The organism is Thermostichus sp. MS-CIW-37 (assembly GCF_054060065.1).
The window spans coordinates 66727-87738 of sequence record NZ_JBSSCV010000003.1 but is presented as its reverse complement, the minus strand read 5'-3'; the positions used below and the strand labels follow the sequence as shown (position 1 = coordinate 87738).

The window sequence follows — 21012 nt, the reverse complement described above, 5'->3', positions numbered from 1 at the left end:
AGAAGCCTTCTGGCAGCGCACAGTCAACATTGAGTTAGGGGTTTAGTGTCCTAGTTTGAATCGAAATGACCACAGTCATTGGAAAGAGACTCCGTCTCGCCAACAGGAATGCTAGGGCAATCCTAATCGGCCTGAGATGCCTCTGAAAAGTTAGTATCTCCGCTCCTGAGGGGGAAACCGGGTGATCACCACGGGGCGATAGCTGATCTGAGGGGATCCCTCCCGAAAAGCGGCCAAGGTGTGTTGTAAAAACCGTTGATCGTCCCGTTGGGGGTAATCTTCCCGCGCGTGGGAGCCACGGCTTTCCCGCCGTGCCAGGGCGCTGGCGAGGATCAAGGCCCCCACCGTCATGAGGTTGTCCAGCTCCAGCGCTTCGATCAGCTCGGTGTTCCACACCTTGCCCCGATCGTCCAAGCGCAAATCCTGCTCGTAACGCTGGCGGATCTGCTGCCATTTTTGGATCCCTTCTTGGAGAACCGATTCGGTGCGGTAGACGCCGCAATGCTCGGTCATGCAATCTTGAAATTGCCGCCGCACCTGATCAATGCGGCTCTTCCCTGATCGTTCCAGGAGCCCGGCAATCCGGCTGGCGGCCTGTTTGAGTAGGGATCCCTCGTCCACTTTCGGCAAGGCTCGACCTCTGACGGCTTCTACCATGGCTGCCCCTGTGCGCCGCCCGAAAACAACGCACTCCAGGAGAGAGTTGCTGCCCAGCCGGTTAGCCCCATGCACCGAAACACAGGCCGTTTCACCGGCAGCGAACAGCCCTTCCACACGGGTTTGGGCATCCCGCAGTACCTGCCCCTCCACCGTCACCGGGATCCCGCCCATGCAGTAGTGCACCGTCGGTCGCACCGGAATGGGATCGACAACCGCATCGATGCCCAAGTGGCGATGGGCCTCCTCCCAACAGAAGGGCAGCCGAGTGTGGATCTTTTCTGCCCCCAGATGCCGCAGGTCTAAGTAGACAAAATCTTTGCCGTCAATACCGCGCCCGGCCCGCACCTCCGTAACAATTGCCCGCGAGGTGATGTCCCGTGGGGCCAACTCCATCTGGCTGGGGGCATAGGCGGCCATGAAGCGCTCCCCCTTCCCATTGATCAGATAGGCCCCCTCTCCACGCACTGCCTCTGAGATCAACACCCCCACCGGATACAGGCCCGTGGGATGAAACTGCACAAACTCCATATCCTGCAGAGGCAGGCCGGCCCGCGCCACCATCGCCATGCCATCGCCGGTGGAAGCAAAGTCGTTGGACGTGGAGTTGTAGATGCGCCCATAGCCGCCTGTAGCCAACATAACCGCCTTGGCCCGCACCACCTCCAGCCGCCCGCTGGCCTGCTCCAACATCACCACGCCCTGGGCTTGGTTGTCCTCCAGGATCAGATCCAGCACATACCATTCGCTGTAGAGCTTGACCCCAAAACGCTTGAGGTTGCTCACCAACTCGTGCAAAATGGCGTGCCCGGTTTTGTCGGCGGCATAACAGGTGCGCGGGTGGCTGTGTCCCCCAAAGGCCCGCTGGGCAATGCGGCCATCCGGCAGGCGGGAGAACAAGACCCCCAGGTGTTCCAGGTCAATGATCACCTCAGGGGCTTCCCGGGCTAGAATCTCCACCGCATCTTGATCCGCTAGGTAATCGGATCCCTTGACGGTATCGAAGGCATGAGCCTCCCAGGAATCTTGCGGATCAACATTTTGTAAGGCGGCGGCAATGCCCCCTTGGGCTGCTACCGAGTGGCTGCGAATGGGATGGGTTTTGGACACCAAGGCCAGGTCGAGGTTGGGATCCCGTCGCATAGCTTCCAAAGCCGCCCGGCAACCGGCCAGCCCTCCCCCAATGATGACAATGTCGTGCTCCAGCATGGATGCAGGCAAGCTCTCGCAAAGGATGTCCGCCACAGCTAGGATGGCGTTTCCCCATTATGGCCGGCTCCAGCAGCCTCCCCGGCAGCAACTGGGCATAGCTCGTTATCGCTACGCGACGCTTGCGCGAACGCGCCGGTGAGGTGTAGCCCCTTCCCCTCTGGACAAAAACTGTCAGGCCAGAAAATGAGACGCTTTCCGACAAGACCCATCCAACAGGCTTGGCTGGCTACGATAAAGGTTGGGCCTGGCTTTGCCCTTGAAGAACGTTGCAGCTCATGGCGTGGGTGAGAAGCTCTCCCTAGGAGCAGCCGGAAATGCCAGTGAGCCCGGTCTGGCAGACAGCCCTGAGCGGTGATGATTTGGTGTGGAGGATGGCTATGCGCATTGCTCAGATTGCCCCTTTGCATGAGAGTGTGCCCCCCAAGCTCTACGGCGGCACCGAGCGAGTTGTGTCTTGGCTCACCGAAGAGCTGGTGCGGCGGGGGCATGAGGTGACGTTGTTCGCCAGCGGCGACTCCCAAACCCAAGCGCGTCTAATCCCCTTTCGGGAGCGGGCTTTGCGTTTGGATCCCACGGCTATCGACACGGTGGCTCCTCATATTTTGATGGTGGAGAAAGCCTTTCAGATGGCAGACGAATTCGACATCATCCACGGCCACATCGACTACTATCCCTATGCCCTGGCCCGTCGCCACCCCCAGGTTTCTTTTCTGGCCACCCTGCATGGGCGGCTGGATATTCCGGAGCTTCAGCCCCTCTACACCGAGTTTCAGGATATTCCGGTAGTTTCCATCTCCAATGCCCAGCGGCTGCCTTTGCCCCAGGCGCGATGGCTGGGGACGGTTTATCATGGCTTGCCTCTGGATCTCCACTCTTTTTACCCGGAAACAGGGGATTATCTGGCCTTTTTGGGTCGGGTCTCGCCGGAGAAAGGGCTGGATACGGCTATTGAAATTGCCGTCCGGGCTGGGATGCCCCTCAAGGCTTCCATCAAAATCGACCCTGTGGATCGGCAGTACTATGAGTCTCAAATTGAACCCTTGGCCCGCCGCCATCCCAACGTGGAGCTCATGGGAGAAATTACTGAGCAGGAGAAAAGTGAGTTCCTGGGCAAAGCCTATGCAGTGCTGTTTCCCATCCGCTGGCCCGAGCCTTTCGGCTTGGTGATGATCGAGGCGATGGCCTGTGGCACGCCGGTGATCGCCACACGCTTTGGCTCCGTGCCGGAGGTCATGGCCGATAGCCGCTCCGGTTTTATTGTCGATTCGGTGGAAGAGGCGGTGGCGGCAATAGAGAAGGTGGGATCCCTAAGCCGAGCCGGGGTGCGGCAGGTGTTTGAGGAGCGGTTCAGCGTGGAAAGAATGGTGTCGGACTACGAGGCTCTCTACCGCCAACTGGTGAACGAGCGGCAGGAGATGTCGCGAAGAAGGCAGCTTAATAAGGCTTAGATGGGCCAAGTAGCAGCTAGGGCTGCTGGGCTGCATCGGGGGGCCCCTGCTTCTTCGCCTTCTTTGAGTGGACCGATAGCAGTAAGCTGTTCGCGTAGGAGACCGGCTGGATAGGGATCGAGAAGACCGAGATGGCAGAAGACATCATCCAAATTCAAGATCAGTACTACATCCGGGCCAGCGCCTCTTGGGTGGAGGCACGCTCTCATGTTCTCAAGCATGACAACTGCTTTGCCATCTTTGACCGGCGAGGGAACATGCGCCCCCTCGGCATCCGGGATCATGGCCTCTTCCGGGACGACACCCGCTTTTTGTCCCGCTGGGTGTTGGACTTGCAGGGAAAGCAGTTCCTGCTGCTCAGCTCAGAGGTGCGGGAAGACAAAGATATTTTGGCGGTGGATCTGACCAACCCGGAGTTCACCACCTCAGAGGGGCAGTTTATCGGTCAAGATACTCTGCATGTTTTACGGACTACTTTTTTGTGGAACAACGTTGCCTACGAGCGCATTCGCATTCACAACTACGGCTCGGCCTCGTTTCGCGTGCCGATTACCCTGCGCTTTGAGGCGGACTTTGCCGATATTTTTGAGATCCGGGGCATCCGACGGGCCCAGCGGGGTCAAGTGCTGCCGGCCCAGGTGAACCCTGAGGGAGTGGTTCTCCGCTACCGCGGCTTGGATGGAGTGGAGCGGCAAACCCAGTTGCAATTTTTGCCGGCGCCGGAGCTAGTGTCGGAGAAGCTGGCGCAGTGGTGGGTGCCTTTGGCCCCGCAGGAGGAACGGGATTTGGAGCTGAGGGTGATCTGCAGCTACGGCGGGGAGGAGATTGCCCCTTTGACCTACCAGGAGGCTCTGCAGGCGGAGCGGGAACAAAGGGCTTCCTTGCGGGCGCAAGCCCACCAGATTGACACCGGCAATGCTCAGTTTAACGATTGGCTCAACGCCTCGCGGGATGACCTGCTGATGATGCTCACCCGCACTCCCTACGGGCTTTATCCCTATGCGGGGGTGCCCTGGTTTACCACGGTCTTCGGGCGAGATGCCCTGATCACCGCCTTGGCTACTCTTTGGTGGTTCCCGGACTTGGCCCGAGGGGTGTTGCTCTATCTGGCGGCCCATCAGGCCCAGGAGCTGGATCCCAGTCGCGATGCGGAGCCGGGCAAGATCCTGCACGAGCAGCGGCGCAGCGAGATGGCCAAAACCCGCGAGATCCCTTTTGGCAACTATTTTGGCAGCATCGACTCCACCCCTCTGTTTGTGGTGTTGGCAGGACGCTATGTGCAGCGCAGCGGCGATCTCGAGCTGTTGCGGCAGTTGTGGCCCCATATCGAGGCAGCCCTGAGATGGATGGACACCTACGGGGATCCCGATGGGGATGGCTTTCTGGAGTACGCGGGCAAAGCTCACCGGGGCCTGCGCAACCAAGGCTGGAAGGATTCTGAAGATGCCATCTTCTACCCAGACGGATCTTTGGCAGAGCCACCTCTGGCCTTGTGCGAGGTGCAGGGCTATGCCTATGAGGCCAAGCGGCTGGCGGCAGAGATGGCCGAGCTGCTGGGGCGGCAAGAGCAAGCAGCCCAGTTGCGGCAACAAGCGGAAGAGCTGCAGCAGCAGTTTTGGGATCACTTCTGGTGCGAAGAGTTGGGGGGCTATGCCCTGGCTTTGGATGGCCAGAAGCAACCTTGCCGGGTGCGCAGCTCCAACATGGGCCACTGTCTGTTTTCGGGGATCGCCCATCCCGAGCACGCCGCCCGCATTGCCCGGCAACTGCTGGAGCCAGCTTTCTTCAGCGGCTGGGGGATCCGCACGGTGCCGGAGGGAGAGGGCCGCTACAACCCCATGTCCTACCACAACGGCTCCATCTGGCCCCACGACAACGCCTTGATTGCAGCAGGCTTATCTCGCTATGGCTTCAAGGGCGAAGCGGTGCGGGTTTTGACGGCGCTGTTCGATGCCAGCCAGTTTTTGGAGCTGAAGCGGTTGCCGGAGCTGTTTTGCGGTTTTGGTCGTCGGCAGCGGGAGGGCCCCACCCTCTATCCAGTGGCCTGTCTGCCCCAATCTTGGGCGGCGGCCAGTGTGTTTTTGCTGTTGCAGGCTTGTCTGGGGCTGGAGATCGACGGGCTGGCCCAACGGGTGCATTTGACCAAGCCCACTCTGCCCCTGTGGCTGCCCCACGTCATCCTTGAGAATGTGCAGGTGGGCCAGGGATCCCTGGACATCGGTCTCTATCTGCAGTCAGGAGGGGTGGGGATCACCGTCCTCAGGAGTGTGGGGAACGTGGAATTGACGGTGAAATAATTGCAAAATCCAAGACGTCCACAACACAACCTACAACTGAGTTTCACCTGCCAAATGTGGCGATAGAGACACAGCTCAACGGTTCAAACGGCTCATCCCACATCAGAAGCCCTACTCTTGAATGTAGAGCTGATCTAAATTCCACAAGGGCCCCAGAATAGGTCGGGGATCCACCCCTTGAATGCGGTTGCGCAGGGCCGAGAGAACCAGGGGGTTAAAAGTGCCGATTTGGGGCAGTTGTTCCTGAATGATGATTTGAAACCGGTCGTAGAGGGCTTTGCGCTTCTCAAACTCCAGTTCCCGCACCCCTTCAATAAAGATGCGGTCGATCTCCCGTTCCCAATCGCTCACCTCAACCCCTTCTGCCGGGTTACCGGGCAAATCTCCCAGATTGAAGAGGTGCAAACGGCCATCGCTGCGCCAGATGTTGGAGCCGTTGTTGGGTTCGGTACCGCCGCCGCCAAAGCCCAGCAACAGGGTTTCCCAATCGCGCCTATCGGTGCGCTGCACCAGGGTGTTGAAGGCGATGGGAGTAAAATCGACGGTGATGCCGATCCGCTCCAGGTCGGCTTTGATCAACGCGCCGGTGGCCTCTCGCTGATTGTTGCCAGCGTTAGTCAGCAGGGTAAAACGGACGCGGTTGCCCTCGGAATCCCGCAGGTGGCCCTCCGCATCATAGGTGTATCCGGCATCGAGGAGCAGTTGCCGCGCTTTTTCAGGGTTGTAGTCGTAGGTGGGCAAGCCCTCTTCGGGGCTGAGGTAGAAAGGGCTGGCGGGGGAGAAAACCGAGTGCTGGATCTCGCCCAACCCTTGCAGGACGCTATCGACGTAAAACTGCCGGTTCATGGCGTGGGCCACCGCCCGGCGGAAGTTCAAATCGTTGAACCAGCGACTTTTGACGGGATCCACAAAGGGCCGCCCGGTCTGGGGATCGCGGGCTCGGCTGAGGTTGAAGGCAAAGAAATTGTTGTTCAAAGTCTGGCCGAGATTGTAGATGGTGAACTGATCTCGCTCTTCTTCTCGCTTTAAGAGCTGGAAATCCCTCCCCCGCACCGAAAACACGTCGGTCTCGCCGGAGCGAAACTGCAGCAGCGCGGTGTCCTCTGAGTCCACAATGCGCAGGATTACCCGTTCAATGCGCGGGATCCCTTCCCCTTTCCAGTAATAGGGGTTGGGCCGGTACACCAGCCGCTGGCCGGGGGTGTATTCCTGCAAGATATAGGGGCCGGCCCCCACCAACTCCTGCACCGGCGTGTCGATACCCCAGGTTTGCAAGAAAAGGGGGTTGCCCTGGCTGTCCACCTGCTCGACGGTGGGCTCGAGGATGTGCTTGGGCAAAATAGGGGATCCGGCCTGCAGCAGAAAGGGAGCGAAGGGCTCCGGTAAAACAAACTCAATCCGCCGCTCGTCCAGGGCCCGCACCTGAGGCAGTGCTCCAGCTTCCCCAATTCGCTTCACGTCCCGCGAGGAAGTCGGGATCCGCTCGTCGAAGATGATGCGGTTGAAGGTAAAGTCCACATCTGCTGCCGTCAGGGGCTCTCCATCCGACCAGCGCAGCCCTTCCCGCAAGGTAAAGACATACCGCAAGCCGTCCTCAGACACTTCCCAGCCTTCCGCCAGCTCCGGTTTGGGCAAGAGGGTATCCTCATCCAAGGTGACCAAGCCCGCCTCCAGGTAGGCGATGGCGTCGCGGCTGGAGCTTTCGGCGGCCAAATAGGTGTTGAAGGTTTTGGGATCCGAAGTCACCGTGGCAACCAGATGGGGGGGGCGGGTGGGCGTGGCACAAGCGCTGAGCCAGAGCAGAAGGATCCCCAAGAGTAGAGGGACAAAAAGGCTTCTCTTGAGCTGGTCTGTTGAGGTGCTGTTTTGGCCCGCCATTTCTTTTGCCAAGTCGTTGTTCCAAGCAAGTTTGGGACGGCTCGCCCGCATCCCGCGCCCTGTGGCCCAAGCGCTCCGCGCTGCTGAGGCCCTCACCCCCAGCCCTTCTCCTAGAGGAGTAGCCCCCCTCCCGGCCCCTTTCCCAGGGGGAAAGTTGGGGATCCAGGTAATGGGTGGTTTGACTGCGACTTGGGCAGATTCTGCGTTTTTGAGGGAGCGATTGCTTGCCAGTTTGGCAGCTCAGGCAGTGGGGTGACCAGGTTCTTTTCAGATTCTGATGGGAAGGTCAGAGGAAGCTTGTCCTCTCTGTTCCAGCAACAGGGCTACTGCGAAGGCAGCAATGGCCTCTCCCTGACCTATGGGGCCCAGTTTTTCGTTAGTAGTAGCCTTGACCCCCACTTGCTTGGGGGAGATCTGCATCGCCTCTGCCAGGCGGGCCTGCATGGCGGGGATGTGAGGTTTGAGCTTCGGCTGCTCCGCCACCACCACACTGTCTACATTGGCAACGCACCAGCCCTCTTGGCCCACCAGCTGCACCACTTGCTGTAGTAAAAGGATGCTATCTGCCCCTTTCCAACGCTCTTCTTCAGGGGGGAAGTAGTAGCCAATATCCCGCAGAGCGGCAGCCCCCAGGAGAGCATCCATGATGGCGTGGGTGAGGACATCGGCGTCGCTATGGCCCAATAGCCCCTTTTCGTAGGGGATCCGGATCCCGCCCAGGATCAGGGGGCGCCCCTCGACGAGGCGGTGGATGTCGTAGCCCTGGCCAATGCGCACTTTTCCGGCTCCCTTGGGAAAACCATCGAGACCCTTGTCGACCATCGCCCCCTCCGAGGAGCTAGGGGGATGGGAGTCGAGTAACCGACAAGCAGCTTTTGAGAACGCCTCTTTCTATTCTGCCGGCTCCAGAGGGGAATAGCAGATGGGACAAGACGAACCACTGTAGCAGTCGAAGCAGATGAGGTGAGACTTCCCGTAGGGATTGGCGCAGCGCTTGGCCCACTGATAATCGCTGTAGCTAAGATAAGATCTTTTCCGCAAACGTCACATCTGGCCATCCCGCTTTCTTCTCCTCAAGCTTCCGAATTAAAACACCACACTAGAGAGATGATCCTAATCGATCCCTGAGCCCCAGCTTGAGAGAAACTATCCCCCAGCCCTGTCCAGAAGGGGATCCTGCCGCCCACAGGGGATCCCGTCTTCGAGAGGCGTCCAGCCCGGCTGCCAAAGATCCCGGTTCTTCAGGGTGGCCGCGTTGACCCAGAGGCGCACCTGGGGATTGCAGACGGCTCTGAGCTCGGCAAACACCAGCCCTCCTTCCCCTTGTTGGCGAGCGGTGACCTGAAAATGTCGCCAACCTAGAACAGGCTGAACGGAAGTCCATTTGGAGCCGAGGAGGTGCGGGAAAGGCTGTTTCCGACGGGGTTTGTTGCGAGCCACGGGACGGAGGGTGCGAGCGGGTAAGGGATGAAAGGGACCCAGCTTTCCGGCCATTCCTGAGGACGGCAGCGGGGATCGAGGGGAGCGGCAAAGCCAGCCGAGATCCTGAGTTTCCCTCAGATCCTCCTGTGATCGGTATGTGTGATCGGTATGATCGAGGGGATCCCTTTCCACTCCAGCCTATCCAACCATGGAGCAGCACCGGCAACGGCTTCAGTTCTCTTTCTGGCAGGCAGTCTTGAAGGGGGGCCTTCTGTTTCTGATCCTGGCTGGCCTAATCTTGGGAACAGGCCTGCCCTTGGGAGCGGCAACCGGCCCCACTTTGTCCGGCAAACTTACGGGGCCAGAGTGGCGACAAGCAGACCCGGAGGCCAAGCAGGACTTTTGTCGCAAAGCCTTTCAAGCGTTTCGCGCCTCTCCTTCCCAAAGCTATATCATCAGCTCCAATGTGCAGGCTTTGACCTCAGAAGGTTTGTGTCGGCGCTTGGATCAGTTTTATCAGTATGCCGTCAACGACGAGATCCCCATCAACCAGGCGGCCAATATTGCCCCATTGCTGTTTTCAGACTTACCCCTGGAGCAGCCTTGATCCCTGTGGAGCGCTTGGTCTGCTGGGGACAAAGGCGGCGGGCGAGGATCTGGGCCCAGCTCTCAACAGTTTGGCCGGATCTAGACAGGCGTAGCCAGAGGTTCCGGGGGTGCAGGGAAAGGGAGCTGCTGCAGTTGGGGTTGGTGGGGGCGGATCCCCATCGCTTGGCGCATCAAGGCAGGCTTGAGCAGCGGCAAAACCTCCAGTCCCCACAGGCCCAGGCGACGCAAGACCAGCAACGGCCAGCTTCGGTTGGAAAAGAGGCGATTGGCAGCATCGGTTGCGAAAAGAACCAGCGCATTTTCTGGGCGGCGACAGCGCTCGTAGGCTTGTAGCAAAGCCGGATCGCCGGGATCCTGGCCTGTCAGTTTGGCTTCGATTAACAGGGTGGCCAAAGCTGCCACGTCCCGCATGCCCAGGTTGGCCCCCTGCCCCCCCAGCGGATGGGTGGTGTGAGCAGCATCCCCCACCAAAGCTAGCCGGGATCCGATGTAGGTTTGGGCATGGGCCCGCTGTGGCTCATAACAGGCTCTGGGAGAGGCCGCCAGCAAGGCTCCCAACTGGGATCCAAAGCAGGGCCGGATGGCCTGCAAAAACTCAGCCTCAGACAAGCCCATCAGCCGATCTCGATCCGCTTGGCGCACTGTCCAGACGACGCAACTGCGATGGGGATCGGAGGTGGGCAAAATGGCGAAGGGACCGCTGACCTGAAAGCGCTCGTAGGCCACCTGCCGGTGAGGATGCTCATGGGTGAGGGTGGAAACGATGCACACCTGTCCATAGCCCCAGCGGGATAACGGGATCCCAGCCTGTTCCCGCAGCCGCGAACGGGCCCCATCTGCAATCACCAGCAAAGCAGCTCGCAGAGTTTGCCGGGATCCCTCCTGGGCCAGCTCTACCCGAATGTGATCTGCTGCAGGGGAGAAACTTTGCGCCTGAGCAGGGCTGAAAAGGGTTACCGAAGGGCACTCGCGAATGCGCTGCAACAGAGCTTTTTGGGTAATTTGATTTTCCACGACGTAGCCCAGCGCCGGCGCTTGGAGCGTTTCGCGGCACAACTGAGCCATCCAGGGGCTTTCCCCATCAGAGACCTGAATGCGGTGAATGGGAGAAACTCCCCAGGCTTCCATGAGGGGCCACACCCCAATTCGCTGCAGAATGCGGGCTGTCCCCAGAGCCAAAGCGCTGGCTCGGCCATCGGGCCCCACCCCCTGCGAGAGATCCCGCCCCTCGATCAGCCCAACACGGATTCCGGCCTGACCCAAAGCGGCTGCCAAGGTGGATCCCACCATCCCAGCTCCGGCAATCACCACCTCGAAGTCCAGTCGCCTTGGCTTGGCTGCTGTCGGAGCAATGGCTAGGGGAGCAGCGGAAGTGGGCAAAAGGCTCATGGGCACTCACGGCAAGTAGGCTTAACTTCCATTCTAGGGTTCCTGCACCCGGCAGGCCGCTAAGGACAAGCGGCAAGTGGGGTCAAAGCGCCACGAGGGATCCCTTTTGATCTCAGCCCCTTTGTTTGCTGCTGCAGGGTGGAATCCCTGTGGGTAGCTCTCTGCTGATTGTTGCCCAGGGGGAGCGGGCCGGAAGGTGCGCACCAGAGTGACGTTGTTGGACGAAGGGGTTGGTGCTGGGATCCCATGGGCCGCAGGGGGCTGGGAAAGGCATCCCTGAGCCATAGCCGATAATAGGACTGTCCTCTTGCCATCTCACTTTTATGCCCAGCTCCATCATTTCCCCGGAAAACCTGCTGGATCTTTGTGAACAGGGTGTACACAAGGCATTGGCTGCTGGAGCCGACCAGGCAGAAGTGTTTGCCAACTCAGGCCGGGAAACGGAAGTCACGTTTGAAAAAAACGACCTGAACCTGGCCCGCAGCAGCAGCGAGACCCTGTTCGGCATTCGGGTTTTCTGTGGCGGCAGGCTGGGCTTTGCCACCTCCAACCGCCCGGAAGAGCTGGCCGAGACGGCGGCTGAGGCTGTAGCCATGGCCAAGGCTTCGCCGGCGGATCCCCTGAACGGGCTGCCGGAGCCCCAACCTCTGCCCCAGGTGCCCTTTGCCCTCGACCCAGGCCTGCTGGAACTGGATGCCGCCACCCTGACCCAGTTGGGATCCCAATTGCTGGAGTGGGTGCGATCCAAAGACCCTCGCATCACCATCGACAGCGGCTCCCTCAGCGTTGAGGAAGAGACCCTGGCTATCGCCTCTTCCACCGGCATCCGCGCCAACCATCACAGCGTGGAAGCGGGGGGCTCCCTCTTTGGCATGGCCATTGATGGGGACGAGGTGGGCAGCTTTGCCTACGACGGCGACAGCGTCCAGAAGCGGGCCGATCTCATCCCAACGCTGGAGCGGGCTTTTGATCGCTTTGTCCAAAAATGTGTGGGGGCGCTGGGGGCTACCGAAGGGGAGAGCTTTCGCGGCCCTATCATTCTCCCTCCAGATGTGGTGGAGGACTTCCTGGGGGATCTCCTCTTTGTCTTGGGGGCAGATGCGGTGCGCAAAGGCAAAAGCCCTCTGGCGCAAAAAATGGGATCCCGGATCGCCAGCCCGTTGCTCACCGTGGTTTCTGAAGGCCTGGGCCTGCCCGGCTACCCCATTGAGCCCTTCGACCGCGAAGGGATCCCTCGCCAAATCACCCCCTTGGTTCACGAAGGGATCCTCTGCAACTTCATGTACAACAGCTACGAAGCTCGCGCTGCCGGGATCCCGTCCAACGGCCATGCCACAGGGGGGGCGGGCAGCCTGCCGGGGGTGGGGCCAGCTTGTTTGAGAGTGGCGCCGGGGACAACCCCCCTGTCTGAGCTGTATGCCATGGAGCGGGGCATTATTGTCACCCGTCTTTCCGGCAGCAGCAACCCCATCACCGGCGACTTTTCCGGGGTGGTGAAAGGGGGCTTCTTGGTCAAAGGCGGCGAAAAACGCCCCATCCTGGAGACCACCATTGCCGGCAATCTCTACGATTGTTTGCGTAATATCTCCGCCATCTCACAAGAGGTGACCGTTTTCAACGGCAGCACGGCTTTTCCTGCTCTGCGCATTGAAGATGTATCGGTAACGGCTGGCTAGTCGCGCCGGCGGGACGGAGTCTTGAATAACTGGGTATCGTGGGGGGCGGACAAGCCTTCCTGACCAGAGGGTGGAGAGTAGCCAGTCTGCGAACAGGCAGGAGACAAACAGAGGGTGGATCCTATGTGGCCAGTAGAGGGTCGGCAGCGCGTCATCATCGAGGCGGTGACACCGGAAATCGACGGCGGGCGCTACGCCATCAAGCGGACGGTGGGAGAGTATGTGGTGGTGGAAGCGGACATCTTCGCCGACGGCCACGATCAGCTCTCGGCGGTGCTCTGTTTTCGCGAGGCCGGTGCAGAGGGTTGGCAGGAGATCTTCATGGATCCCATCGGCAACGACCGCTGGCGGGCCCAATTTCAGGTCACTCAGATCGGCCAAGCTTCTTACCGGATTTTGGCCTGGGTGGATCCCTTCAAAACCTGGCAGCAGGATCTGTACAAGCGGGTGGAGGCCGAGCAGGATGTTTCTGTGGAGCTGCTGATCGGGGCCAAGCTGATCGAGCGGGCCGCCCAACAGCAAAGCGGCGATCGCGGTGGCGGCGCGGAGCACTCTCTGCAGGCAAAGCTGCGCAACTACGCCCAAACACTCCGCCAAGGGGGGGATCCCGCCATAGAAGCAGCCCTATCCCCCACGTTGGGATCCCTGATGCAGGTTTACGGCGAGCGCCCTTTTGTCAGCACCTACCCAGAGCGGCGGGTTTGGGTGGATCCGGTCAAAGCCCGCTTCAGTGCCTGGTACGAGCTGTTTCCCCGCTCCTGTGGCCCCAACGAACACACCCACGGCACCTTCCGAGATGTGGTCGCGCGGCTGCCGCTGATTGCGGAAATGGGCTTTGATGTGCTTTACCTGCCCCCCATCCATCCCATTGGGCGCACCTTTCGCAAGGGCAAGAACAATGCCATGACCGCCGAGCCAGAGGACGTGGGTTCTCCCTGGGCCATCGGCGGGCTGGAAGGCGGGCACAAAGCCATTCACCCCCAATTGGGATCCCTGGCCGACTTTCATCATCTGGTGGCGGAAGCCAAACGGTTCCACATCGACATCGCCCTGGATATTGCCTTTCAATGCTCTCCGGATCACCCCTATGTAAAAGAGCACCCGGAATGGTTTAAAAAGCGGCCCGATGGCAGCATTCAATATGCGGAGAACCCGCCCAAAAAGTATCAGGATATCTATCCCCTCAACTTTGAAACAGAAAACTGGCAAGCCCTTTGGGAAGAATTGAAAGGTGTGATCGAATACTGGATTGACCAGGGGGTCAAGATCTTCCGGGTGGATAACCCCCACACCAAGGCATTCGGCTTTTGGGAGTGGTGTATTGGTCAGATCAAAGCCAAGCACCCGGAGACGATCTTTCTGTCCGAAGCGTTCACTCGCCCAAAACTGATGAAATCGCTGGCCAAGCTGGGCTTTACCCAGTCCTACACCTATTTCACTTGGCGCAACGACAAGTGGGGCCTGACCGAGTATTTCACCGAGCTCACCCAAAGCTCAATGCGGGAGTACTATCGCCCCAACCTGTGGCCCAATACGCCCGATATTTTGAACGAGTTTTTGCAAAAGGGGGGTCGCCCGGCTTTTATGCTGCGTTTGATCCTCGCGGCTACCCTCGGGGCTAGCTACGGCATCTATGGCCCGGCTTTTGAACTCTGCGAAAACCGCCCGCTCCGTCCCGGCAGCGAAGAATATCTGGACTCGGAAAAATATCAAATCCGCCACTGGGATCTGGATGCCCCGGATAACTTGCGGCCTTTGATCCAGCAGGTGAACCGGATCCGGCGACAAAACCCGGCCCTGCAGAGCGACTGGAGCTTGGTGTTTCATCCCACCGACAACGAGGCCCTGATTTGCTATTCCAAGCGCACCTTCAGTGGCGATAACCGCATTTTGGTGGCAGTGAATTTGGATCCTTTCCACATTCAGTCCGGCTGGGTCACCCTCAACTTGGGGGCTCTGGATTTGGAGCATTGGCAAACCTTTAAGCTGACCGATCTGTTGGACGGCCAGCAGTATTCCTGGCAGGGATCCACCAACTACATCAAGTTGGATCCCTGGACGATGCCTGCCCATATTTTTCTCCTGGAGAGCTGAAGACCCTGAGAAGGACAGTACAGTGGTGTCATGCCCTCTGCGGAGTTCTCTCGATGGGCCAGGAGATTGCCTGCCTCAGCTTTGGCGCCGAAGACTTTGCCAAGTTCGCCGCTCAACTCCGGCAAGAGACGGATTTGCTGGAGCGCTGGTTGGCCGGTGCGCCGGGGCTGGATCCGGCTTGTCAGCCCTTTGCCCAGGGATCCCCGGTGGGCGGGTTTGAGCTGGAGGCATGGCTGGTGACCCCTCAGGGAGATCCGGCCCCGATCAACTCAGCCTACCTGGAAGCGGTGAACGATCCGCTGGTGGTGCCGGAACTGGCCCAGTTTAACGTGGAGATCAACAGCCGGCCCCAAGTTTTGACCGGCTTGGCTCTGCGGCAGTTTCAGCAAGAGCTGGGCCAAACGTGGGATCGCTGTTGCCGGGTGGCCGAACACTTGCAGGCGGGGTTGATGATGATCGGGATTTTGCCCACGGTGCAGCAAAAGCAACTGACCTTGGAGATGATCTCCCCCCGCAAGCGTTACCTGGCCCTCAATGAGCAAATCCTGAACTTGCACCGGCGCGAGCAATCCCCAGGGATCCCTTCCCTGGGGCTAGATATCGAAGGACCGGCTGGGCGGTTGCGGGTTACCCACCCGGACATCATGCTGGAGGCAGCCACCACCTCCTTTCAAATCCATCTGCAGGTATCCCCCCAACAGGCGGCCCGTTACTTCAACGCTTCCCTGCTCGTGTCAGCCCCCTTGGTGGCGCTGGCGGCCAATTCTCCCTACCTATTCGGGCACAACCTGTGGGCAGAAACCCGCATCCCTTTGTTCGAGCAGGCCCTAGATGGGCCACCCCCCCTTGCCCCCACCCACCAACCTCGCGTCACCTTTGGGCAAGGCTATGTGCAAGAGTCCCTGATGGAGCTGTTTTGGGAAAATGTGCATCGCTACCCGGTGGTGCTGCCGCAAACGTTGGCCGCCTCTCCCTGGGAGCTGGCCCATCTGCGCCTCCACAACGGCACCATCTGGCGCTGGAACCGACCCCTGATCGGCTTGGATCCGGTTCCCCATCTGCGCATCGAACAGCGGGTGGCGGCGGCAGGCCCAACCCTACCCGATATGATCGCCAATGCGGCCTTCTACTTTGGTCTGGTGCAAGCCTTGGGATCCCAGCCCGTCCCCCCCGAGCAGGAGCTGAGCTTTGCCCAGTGCCGCGCCAATTTCTACACGGCGGCCCGCTGGGGTCTGGAGGCCCCCATCACTTGGCTCAAGGGTTGGCAGGGATCCCTGCGCCAATTGCTGCTGGAAGAGCTGATCCCCCAAGCAGAGGCGGGTTTGGTTCAACTGGATCTGGCCCCCTCCGATATTCAGGAGTACCTGGGCATTCTCCGCGCCCGGGTGGAGTCGGGGCAGAATGGGGCCACCTGGCAGCGCCGCTATGTCGCCCGGCATGGTAAAGATATGCAACAATTAACCTGTGCCTACTGGGAACGGCAGCGGCAAGGCCAACCGGTACACACCTGGGATCTCAGCTAGGGCTCTCTCCACAGCCGGTTGTACCAGCGGTGGGCCACCGCGGCGGCAGGACGGATCCCTGGCCCGCATCTCGAGTGGGCAAACTCTCTCTCAGATGGCCTTGTTGCGACCCGAGCTACCGCAGCGAAACGGTTCATTCGCGACCAAGGACTTCGTTGGACTTCTGCTCCCTCCTACCCCAGGGAGAGAGGCCAGAAGCCAGAAGTTTGAATCGAGCCTCTTAGCCCAAACAGTATGCTCACCGTCCTCGATCATTTACCGGATCAACTGCTGGATCTAGAGGCCCATCAGCTTTACGACCGATTGGGTGGGCCAACCCTCATCCATCTGCCGGGACGACGGGATCCCGCCCTGTTTGTGTCCGTCCTGCTGCACGGCAACGAAACCACCGGTTGGCAGGCGGTGCGGCAGCTCCTCCGCCACCACGCCCAGCGGGAATTGCCCCGTTCTCTTTCCCTTTTCATTGGCAACGTGCAGGCTGCCCGCCACCGGCAACGGCGGCTAGATGGCCAACCGGACTACAACCGCATTTGGGGCCCCGGCTCCACCCCCGAGCACGCCATGGCCCAGGCCGTCCTGCAGCAAATGCAGCAGCGGGGCGTTTTTGCCAGCGTCGATATCCACAACAACACGGGCACCAACCCCCACTACGCCTGTGTCAATCACCTGGATGCCCCTACCCTGCACCTGGCCACCTTGTTTGGGCGCACCGTCCTCTATTTCACCAAGCCAGAAGGGGTGCAGAGCATGGCCTTCGGGCGCTTCTGCCCGGCGGTGACCCTGGAGTGTGGCAAGCCGGATCAACCCCACGGCACCCAGCATGCCTACGAATTCTTGGAAGCCTGCCTTCACCTGTCGGCGATCCCGCAGCGCCCTGTCTTCCGCCAAGATATCGACCTGTTCCACAGCGTCGCCATTGTCAAAATCCCGGATCAGGTGAGCTTCAGCTTTGGGGAAGAGGATGGCAACCAAGAGGGATCCCCCTCCCACATCCGCTTCCCGCCGGATTTGGATCTCCTCAATTTTCGGGAGCTTCCCCCCCACACCCCCATTGGCTGGACGAACAACGGCTTCCACCTGGAGGTGCAAGACGAGCAGGGCCAAAATGTGGCGGATCGCTTTTTCTATGCCTGCAATGGAGAAATTCGCACCAGCGTGCCCATCATGCCGGGCATGCTCACCCTCAACAGCCGCATCATCCGCCAAGACTGCCTCTGCTACCTGATGGAGCGCTACCCCCTGGCCGGCTGAGCCGGGCTGCCAATTTCCGATCCCCAAACCAGAACGGGTAGTGCTCCGCACCGCTGCGCTAACAGTACCCGTCTACCGAGGGATGGTGGGTACGCTAACGTGGGACAGAGCGACCCCTGCAAGCCCTATCCTGAAAACTGCCAACGGCACGCTGAGCCCACGGGATCCCTATGTTGCGCCTGCTGCGGATCGAGAACTTTGCCCTGATCGAGCAATTGGAGATCCCTTTTCGAGCGGGGCTGAACGTGCTCACCGGAGAAACCGGGGCCGGCAAATCCATCATCCTCGATGCGCTGGATGCAGCTCTAGGAGGTACAGCTCGGGCTCTGCGAACTGGCAGCGAACGAGGTCTGGTGGAAGCGATCTTCAGTCCTAATCCTGAACTGCAAGCCTGGCTAGAACAAGAGCACATCGACCCCCTAGAGGAGGGCCTGGTTTGTAGTCGCGAGCTGGTGTTGCGCAACGGCAAGCTCACCAGCCGCCTGCGGGTGAATGGGGTGCTGGTGAACAAAGCCCAGATGCTCAACCTGCGGGCCAAATTGGTAGAGATCACTGCCCAGGGGCAAACCGTTCAAATCCAATCTCCCCAAACCCAGCGCCGTTGGCTGGACGACTTTGGCGGCGAAGAGTTGTTGCGAACACGGGCGGAGGTGGCTGCCCTTTACCAAACCTGGAACCATCTGAAAACAGAGGTGGAATCCCGCCAGCAAAGCCAACAACTGCGCCTGCAACGGCTAGACCTACTGGAGTTTCAAGCGCAAGAGCTGGCCGCCCTGCGCCTGGAGGATCCCGACGAAATGGCCAAGCTGGAGCGGGAACGGGAGCGCCTGGCCCACCGCGTGGAACTGCAACAGCAAAGCTACGCAGCTCACCAATTGCTCTATCAAAACGACAGCGGCTCACCGGCCATCGCCGATCTGTTGGGCCAGGTAGAACGGTTGCTCCAGACCATGACCCAGCGGGATCCCGACCTAGCCCCTCTGGCGGAAATGGTCAGCAGCGCTCTCATTCAGGTGGAGGAGGTGGGGCGGGAGCTGGTTCGCTACGGCGAGACGCTGGAGGCGGATCCCGGTCGGTTGAACAAAATTGAACGGCGCTTGGCGCAACTCAGACAAGCCTGCCGCAAATACGGCCCGACCTTGGCCGAGGTGATGGCCCATGCGGAGCGGGTGCAGACGGAGTTGGCCCAACTGCGAGGAGACAACACCGACCTAGAGGAATTGCAGGTGCGGCTGGACAAAGCTGCCCAAGACCTGGAGCGCCATTGCCAGGTGCTCTCTCAACTGCGGCAACAAGCGGCCTGTCAACTGGAAAAGGCCCTCATAGAAGAGCTCAGCCCGCTGGGGATGAGCGCAGTGCAATTCCGGGTGCAGATCCAACCCGGCCCCCCGACAGCAGAGGGGGTGGATCAGGTGAGTTTTTGGATTAGCCCCAACCCGGGTGAGCCTCTTCAACCTTTGGCCAGCATTGCCTCGGGCGGCGAGATGAGCCGTTTTCTGCTGGCCTTGAAAGCCGTATTCAGCCGCATCGATCCGGTGGCCACCATGGTTTTCGACGAGATCGATACCGGCGTGTCGGGCAAAGTGGCGCAAGCCATCGCCACCAAGCTGCACAGCATTGCCCGAGATCACCAGATCCTCTGCGTCACCCACCAACCCCTGATCGCTGCCTTGGCGGATCACCACCTGCGGGTTCACAAGGTGGTGCACCAAAAACGAACTTCTGTGCGGGTGGAGCTTTTGGGAGAACGGGAACGCCGCGAAGAACTGGCCCAACTCACTGCCGGTCACTCTGCCCAAGAAGCGATGACGTTTGTGGAGGCTCTTCTCAACCAAGCAGCTCAACTGCGCAAGCAGCAAATGGCCAGTCCCGCTTGACTCTCCTTCTGGGAAAGGGGAGGGGAGTGAGGGCCTCAACCACCCAAGAACAGCTCCAGCACCTCAGGATTGTTCAACAAGTTGGGGCCGGTATCCTCAAAGCGGTTCTCTCCGGTGGACAAAACATAGCCCCAGTCCGCCATCTTCAGGGCCTGCTTGGCATTCTGCTCCACCATGAGGATGCTGATGCCGAGACGGTTGATCTCTTGCAGGAGGGCGAAGGTCTGTTCTATATACAGCGGCGACAGGCCAGCGGTCGGCTCATCCAGCAACAACAACTGCGGCTCCACCATCAACGCTCGCCCTATGGCCAGCATCTGCCGTTGTCCACCCGATAGGGATCCCGCCGCTTGGCGTCGTTTCTCTTTCAGGGGTGGAAACAGCTCATAAACCCGCTCCAGTTGGGCGGCAGGGTTGTCGCGTCGGATGAAGGCCCCCATCTCCAGGTTCTCTTGCACGGTGAGGGAAGGAAAGACATTGTTGGTCTGGGGCACAAAGCCGATTCCCCGCTGCACCAGTTGCTCGGCAGGCAAGTGGGTGATGTCGGATCCCTGAAACAGCACTCGGCCTGAGCGGATGGTGGCCAAGCCAAATAAGGATTTCAGCACCGTCGATTTGCCGGCTCCATTGGGGCCGATGATCACCACAATTTGCCCGGGGTTCACCTTCAGGTGGATCCCCTTGAGGATGTCCACCCCCCGGTAGCCGCTGTAGAGATCTTGGATGTCCAGCAAAGGGGTCATGAGAGGGATCCCTCCGAAGGCAGAGGGGAGGGCTGGGGTGGGTTTAGGGAGTCGGCCAGTGCCACAGATCCCAAATAGGCCTCCCGCACGGCTGGGTTTTGTTTGATCTCCTCCATGGATCCCTGGGTGAGAACCTTGCCGGCAGCCATGACCACCACATGGTCGCAGAGACGGGTCACCAGATCCAGATCGTGCTCGATGATGCAAAAGGTGCAGCCCCGCTCGCGGTTGAGATACTCGATAAAGCGCATCAAATCCGCCAGCAGGGTGCGGTTGACGCCAGCCCCCGGCTCGTCCAGCAGGATCACCCGTGCATCGGTCATCAAGGTACGTCCCAGTTCCAAGAGTTTTTTTTGCCCCCCGGAAAGGGTGACGGCCAGTTGATCCCGCAGATGGATCAGGTTCAGCCGTTCCAGAACCTCTTCCGCCCGAGCTTGCAGGTTGCGTTCTTGTCGTTGCACCCGCCGCCAACCGAACCAAGTGGCGAACAGGTTTTCCCCTATCTGGTTGGGGGGAACCACCATCAAGTTCTCCAAGACGGTCATGCGGCCAAACTCCCGCGGGATCTGAAAGGTGCGCACCAGCCCTCGACGGAACAGATGGTGAGGGGGCAGGCCGGTGATGTCTTCCCCATCTAGCCAGATGCGCCCGCTGCTGGGCCGAATAAACCCGGCGATGATGTTAAAGAGCGTGGTCTTCCCTGCCCCATTCGGGCCGATCAAGCCCGTAATCCGACCGGTTTCGATGCGGAAGGAACAGTGATCCACCGCGCTAATGCCGCCAAACCGCTTGGAGATGTCGTCGATAACAATCACGCCGCTGCCTTGGGAAAACCCCGCCGACCGATGAGTTCAGTATTTCTCAAAATATAATGAGCCCAATGGCCGAGTTTGCCCATTATCCTTCCTGGATTCCTACAGGGGCAACTGCCTTTGG

15 protein-coding genes are annotated in these 21012 nt (G+C 59.9%); 8 read left to right on the top strand and 7 right to left on the bottom strand.

Translation table 11 applies throughout. The features are described from left to right. Window positions 1–150: 150 nt before the first annotated feature. Window positions 151–1866, bottom strand: a complete 1716-nt coding sequence (locus tag ACVWYZ_RS02550) for a succinate dehydrogenase/fumarate reductase flavoprotein subunit (RefSeq protein ID WP_457465917.1) — start codon at window positions 1864–1866, stop codon at window positions 151–153. 380 nt (window positions 1867–2246) lie between these two features. Between ACVWYZ_RS02550 and ACVWYZ_RS02545 the strand changes: the two genes are divergently transcribed. Both ACVWYZ_RS02545 and ACVWYZ_RS02540 read left to right on the top strand, forming a co-directional pair. After that, window positions 2247–3317: a glycosyltransferase family 4 protein gene (locus tag ACVWYZ_RS02545; RefSeq protein WP_457465915.1), complete on the top strand. Its 1071-nt coding sequence runs from the start codon at window positions 2247–2249 to the stop codon at window positions 3315–3317. Between the two features lie 131 nt (window positions 3318–3448). Further along, window positions 3449–5614: an amylo-alpha-1,6-glucosidase gene (locus ACVWYZ_RS02540; protein WP_457465848.1), complete on the top strand. Its 2166-nt coding sequence runs from the start codon at window positions 3449–3451 to the stop codon at window positions 5612–5614. Between the two features lie 111 nt (window positions 5615–5725). Here the strand turns inward: ACVWYZ_RS02540 and ACVWYZ_RS02535 are convergent, their stop codons facing one another. The 3 genes from ACVWYZ_RS02535 to ACVWYZ_RS02525 all read right to left on the bottom strand — a co-directional run bounded on the left by ACVWYZ_RS02535 (window position 5726) and on the right by ACVWYZ_RS02525 (window position 8932). Continuing rightward, window positions 5726–7492 carry an ABC transporter substrate-binding protein gene (locus tag ACVWYZ_RS02535; protein ID WP_457465913.1) on the bottom strand — a complete coding sequence of 589 codons (1767 nt, stop codon included), beginning with the start codon at window positions 7490–7492 and terminating at the stop codon, window positions 5726–5728. A gap of 267 nt (window positions 7493–7759) precedes the next feature. Continuing rightward, window positions 7760–8269, bottom strand: a complete 510-nt coding sequence (gene ispF / locus ACVWYZ_RS02530) for a 2-C-methyl-D-erythritol 2,4-cyclodiphosphate synthase (protein ID WP_414342922.1) — start codon at window positions 8267–8269, stop codon at window positions 7760–7762. A gap of 369 nt (window positions 8270–8638) precedes the next feature. Next, window positions 8639–8932 (bottom strand): TIGR02450 family Trp-rich protein, encoded by a 294-nt coding sequence (locus tag ACVWYZ_RS02525; RefSeq protein WP_414389296.1) that lies wholly within the window; start codon window positions 8930–8932, stop codon window positions 8639–8641. A gap of 238 nt (window positions 8933–9170) precedes the next feature. Between ACVWYZ_RS02525 and ACVWYZ_RS02520 the strand changes: the two genes are divergently transcribed. Continuing rightward, entirely contained in the window at window positions 9171–9521 is a 351-nt protein-coding gene (locus ACVWYZ_RS02520; protein ID WP_457465844.1) for a hypothetical protein, read from the top strand. A gap of 80 nt (window positions 9522–9601) precedes the next feature. On the opposite strand, the gene ACVWYZ_RS02515 is transcribed toward ACVWYZ_RS02520, so the two are convergent. Next, window positions 9602–10912: a UbiH/UbiF/VisC/COQ6 family ubiquinone biosynthesis hydroxylase gene (locus tag ACVWYZ_RS02515; RefSeq protein WP_457465842.1), complete on the bottom strand. Its 1311-nt coding sequence runs from the start codon at window positions 10910–10912 to the stop codon at window positions 9602–9604. Window positions 10913–11235: 323 nt separating this feature from the next. On the opposite strand from ACVWYZ_RS02515, the gene ACVWYZ_RS02510 reads away from it, so the two are divergent. From ACVWYZ_RS02510 to recN, 5 genes are all read left to right on the top strand, one after another. Further along, complete coding sequence (locus ACVWYZ_RS02510; RefSeq protein WP_457465841.1) at window positions 11236–12588, top strand: TldD/PmbA family protein; 1353 nt, start codon at window positions 11236–11238, stop codon at window positions 12586–12588. A 123-nt stretch (window positions 12589–12711) separates the two neighbouring features. After that, entirely contained in the window at window positions 12712–14682 is a 1971-nt protein-coding gene (locus ACVWYZ_RS02505) for an alpha-1,4-glucan--maltose-1-phosphate maltosyltransferase (protein ID WP_457465839.1), read from the top strand. A 53-nt stretch (window positions 14683–14735) separates the two neighbouring features. Further along, complete coding sequence (locus ACVWYZ_RS02500) at window positions 14736–16205, top strand: glutamate-cysteine ligase family protein (RefSeq protein WP_457465837.1); 1470 nt, start codon at window positions 14736–14738, stop codon at window positions 16203–16205. Between the two features lie 234 nt (window positions 16206–16439). Then, window positions 16440–17456, top strand: a complete 1017-nt coding sequence (locus ACVWYZ_RS02495; RefSeq protein WP_457465835.1) for a M14 family metallopeptidase — start codon at window positions 16440–16442, stop codon at window positions 17454–17456. A 170-nt stretch (window positions 17457–17626) separates the two neighbouring features. Then, window positions 17627–19333 carry a DNA repair protein RecN gene (gene recN / locus ACVWYZ_RS02490; RefSeq protein ID WP_414382099.1) on the top strand — a complete coding sequence of 569 codons (1707 nt, stop codon included), beginning with the start codon at window positions 17627–17629 and terminating at the stop codon, window positions 19331–19333. Between the two features lie 35 nt (window positions 19334–19368). On the opposite strand, the gene ACVWYZ_RS02485 is transcribed toward recN, so the two are convergent. Together ACVWYZ_RS02485 and ACVWYZ_RS02480 are read right to left on the bottom strand one after the other, a co-directional pair. After that, entirely contained in the window at window positions 19369–20076 is a 708-nt protein-coding gene (locus ACVWYZ_RS02485; protein WP_011432416.1) for an ABC transporter ATP-binding protein, read from the bottom strand. Further along, window positions 20073–20891, bottom strand: coding sequence for an ABC transporter ATP-binding protein (locus tag ACVWYZ_RS02480; protein ID WP_414329274.1), 819 nt, complete (start codon window positions 20889–20891; stop codon window positions 20073–20075). The genes ACVWYZ_RS02485 and ACVWYZ_RS02480 overlap by 4 nt, the downstream gene beginning before the upstream one ends. Window positions 20892–21012: the final 121 nt, after the last annotated feature.

What these genes read in the sequence shown, in the direction of transcription:
- ACVWYZ_RS02485 (WP_011432416.1), bottom strand. Translation starts at nt 20,076, where the DNA reads ATGACCCCTTTGCTGGACATCCAAGATCTCTACAGCGGCTACCGGGGG.
- ACVWYZ_RS02545 (WP_457465915.1), top strand. Translation starts at nt 2,247, where the DNA reads ATGCGCATTGCTCAGATTGCCCCTTTGCATGAGAGTGTGCCCCCCAAG.
- ACVWYZ_RS02535 (WP_457465913.1), bottom strand. Translation starts at nt 7,492, where the DNA reads ATGGCGGGCCAAAACAGCACCTCAACAGACCAGCTCAAGAGAAGCCTT.
- ACVWYZ_RS02515 (WP_457465842.1), bottom strand. Translation starts at nt 10,912, where the DNA reads ATGAGCCTTTTGCCCACTTCCGCTGCTCCCCTAGCCATTGCTCCGACA.
- ACVWYZ_RS02540 (WP_457465848.1), top strand. Translation starts at nt 3,449, where the DNA reads ATGGCAGAAGACATCATCCAAATTCAAGATCAGTACTACATCCGGGCC.
- ACVWYZ_RS02495 (WP_457465835.1), top strand. Translation starts at nt 16,440, where the DNA reads ATGCTCACCGTCCTCGATCATTTACCGGATCAACTGCTGGATCTAGAG.
- ACVWYZ_RS02500 (WP_457465837.1), top strand. Translation starts at nt 14,736, where the DNA reads ATGGGCCAGGAGATTGCCTGCCTCAGCTTTGGCGCCGAAGACTTTGCC.
- ACVWYZ_RS02550 (WP_457465917.1), bottom strand. Translation starts at nt 1,866, where the DNA reads ATGCTGGAGCACGACATTGTCATCATTGGGGGAGGGCTGGCCGGTTGC.
- ACVWYZ_RS02510 (WP_457465841.1), top strand. Translation starts at nt 11,236, where the DNA reads ATGCCCAGCTCCATCATTTCCCCGGAAAACCTGCTGGATCTTTGTGAA.
- ACVWYZ_RS02505 (WP_457465839.1), top strand. Translation starts at nt 12,712, where the DNA reads ATGTGGCCAGTAGAGGGTCGGCAGCGCGTCATCATCGAGGCGGTGACA.
- recN (WP_414382099.1), top strand. Translation starts at nt 17,627, where the DNA reads ATGTTGCGCCTGCTGCGGATCGAGAACTTTGCCCTGATCGAGCAATTG.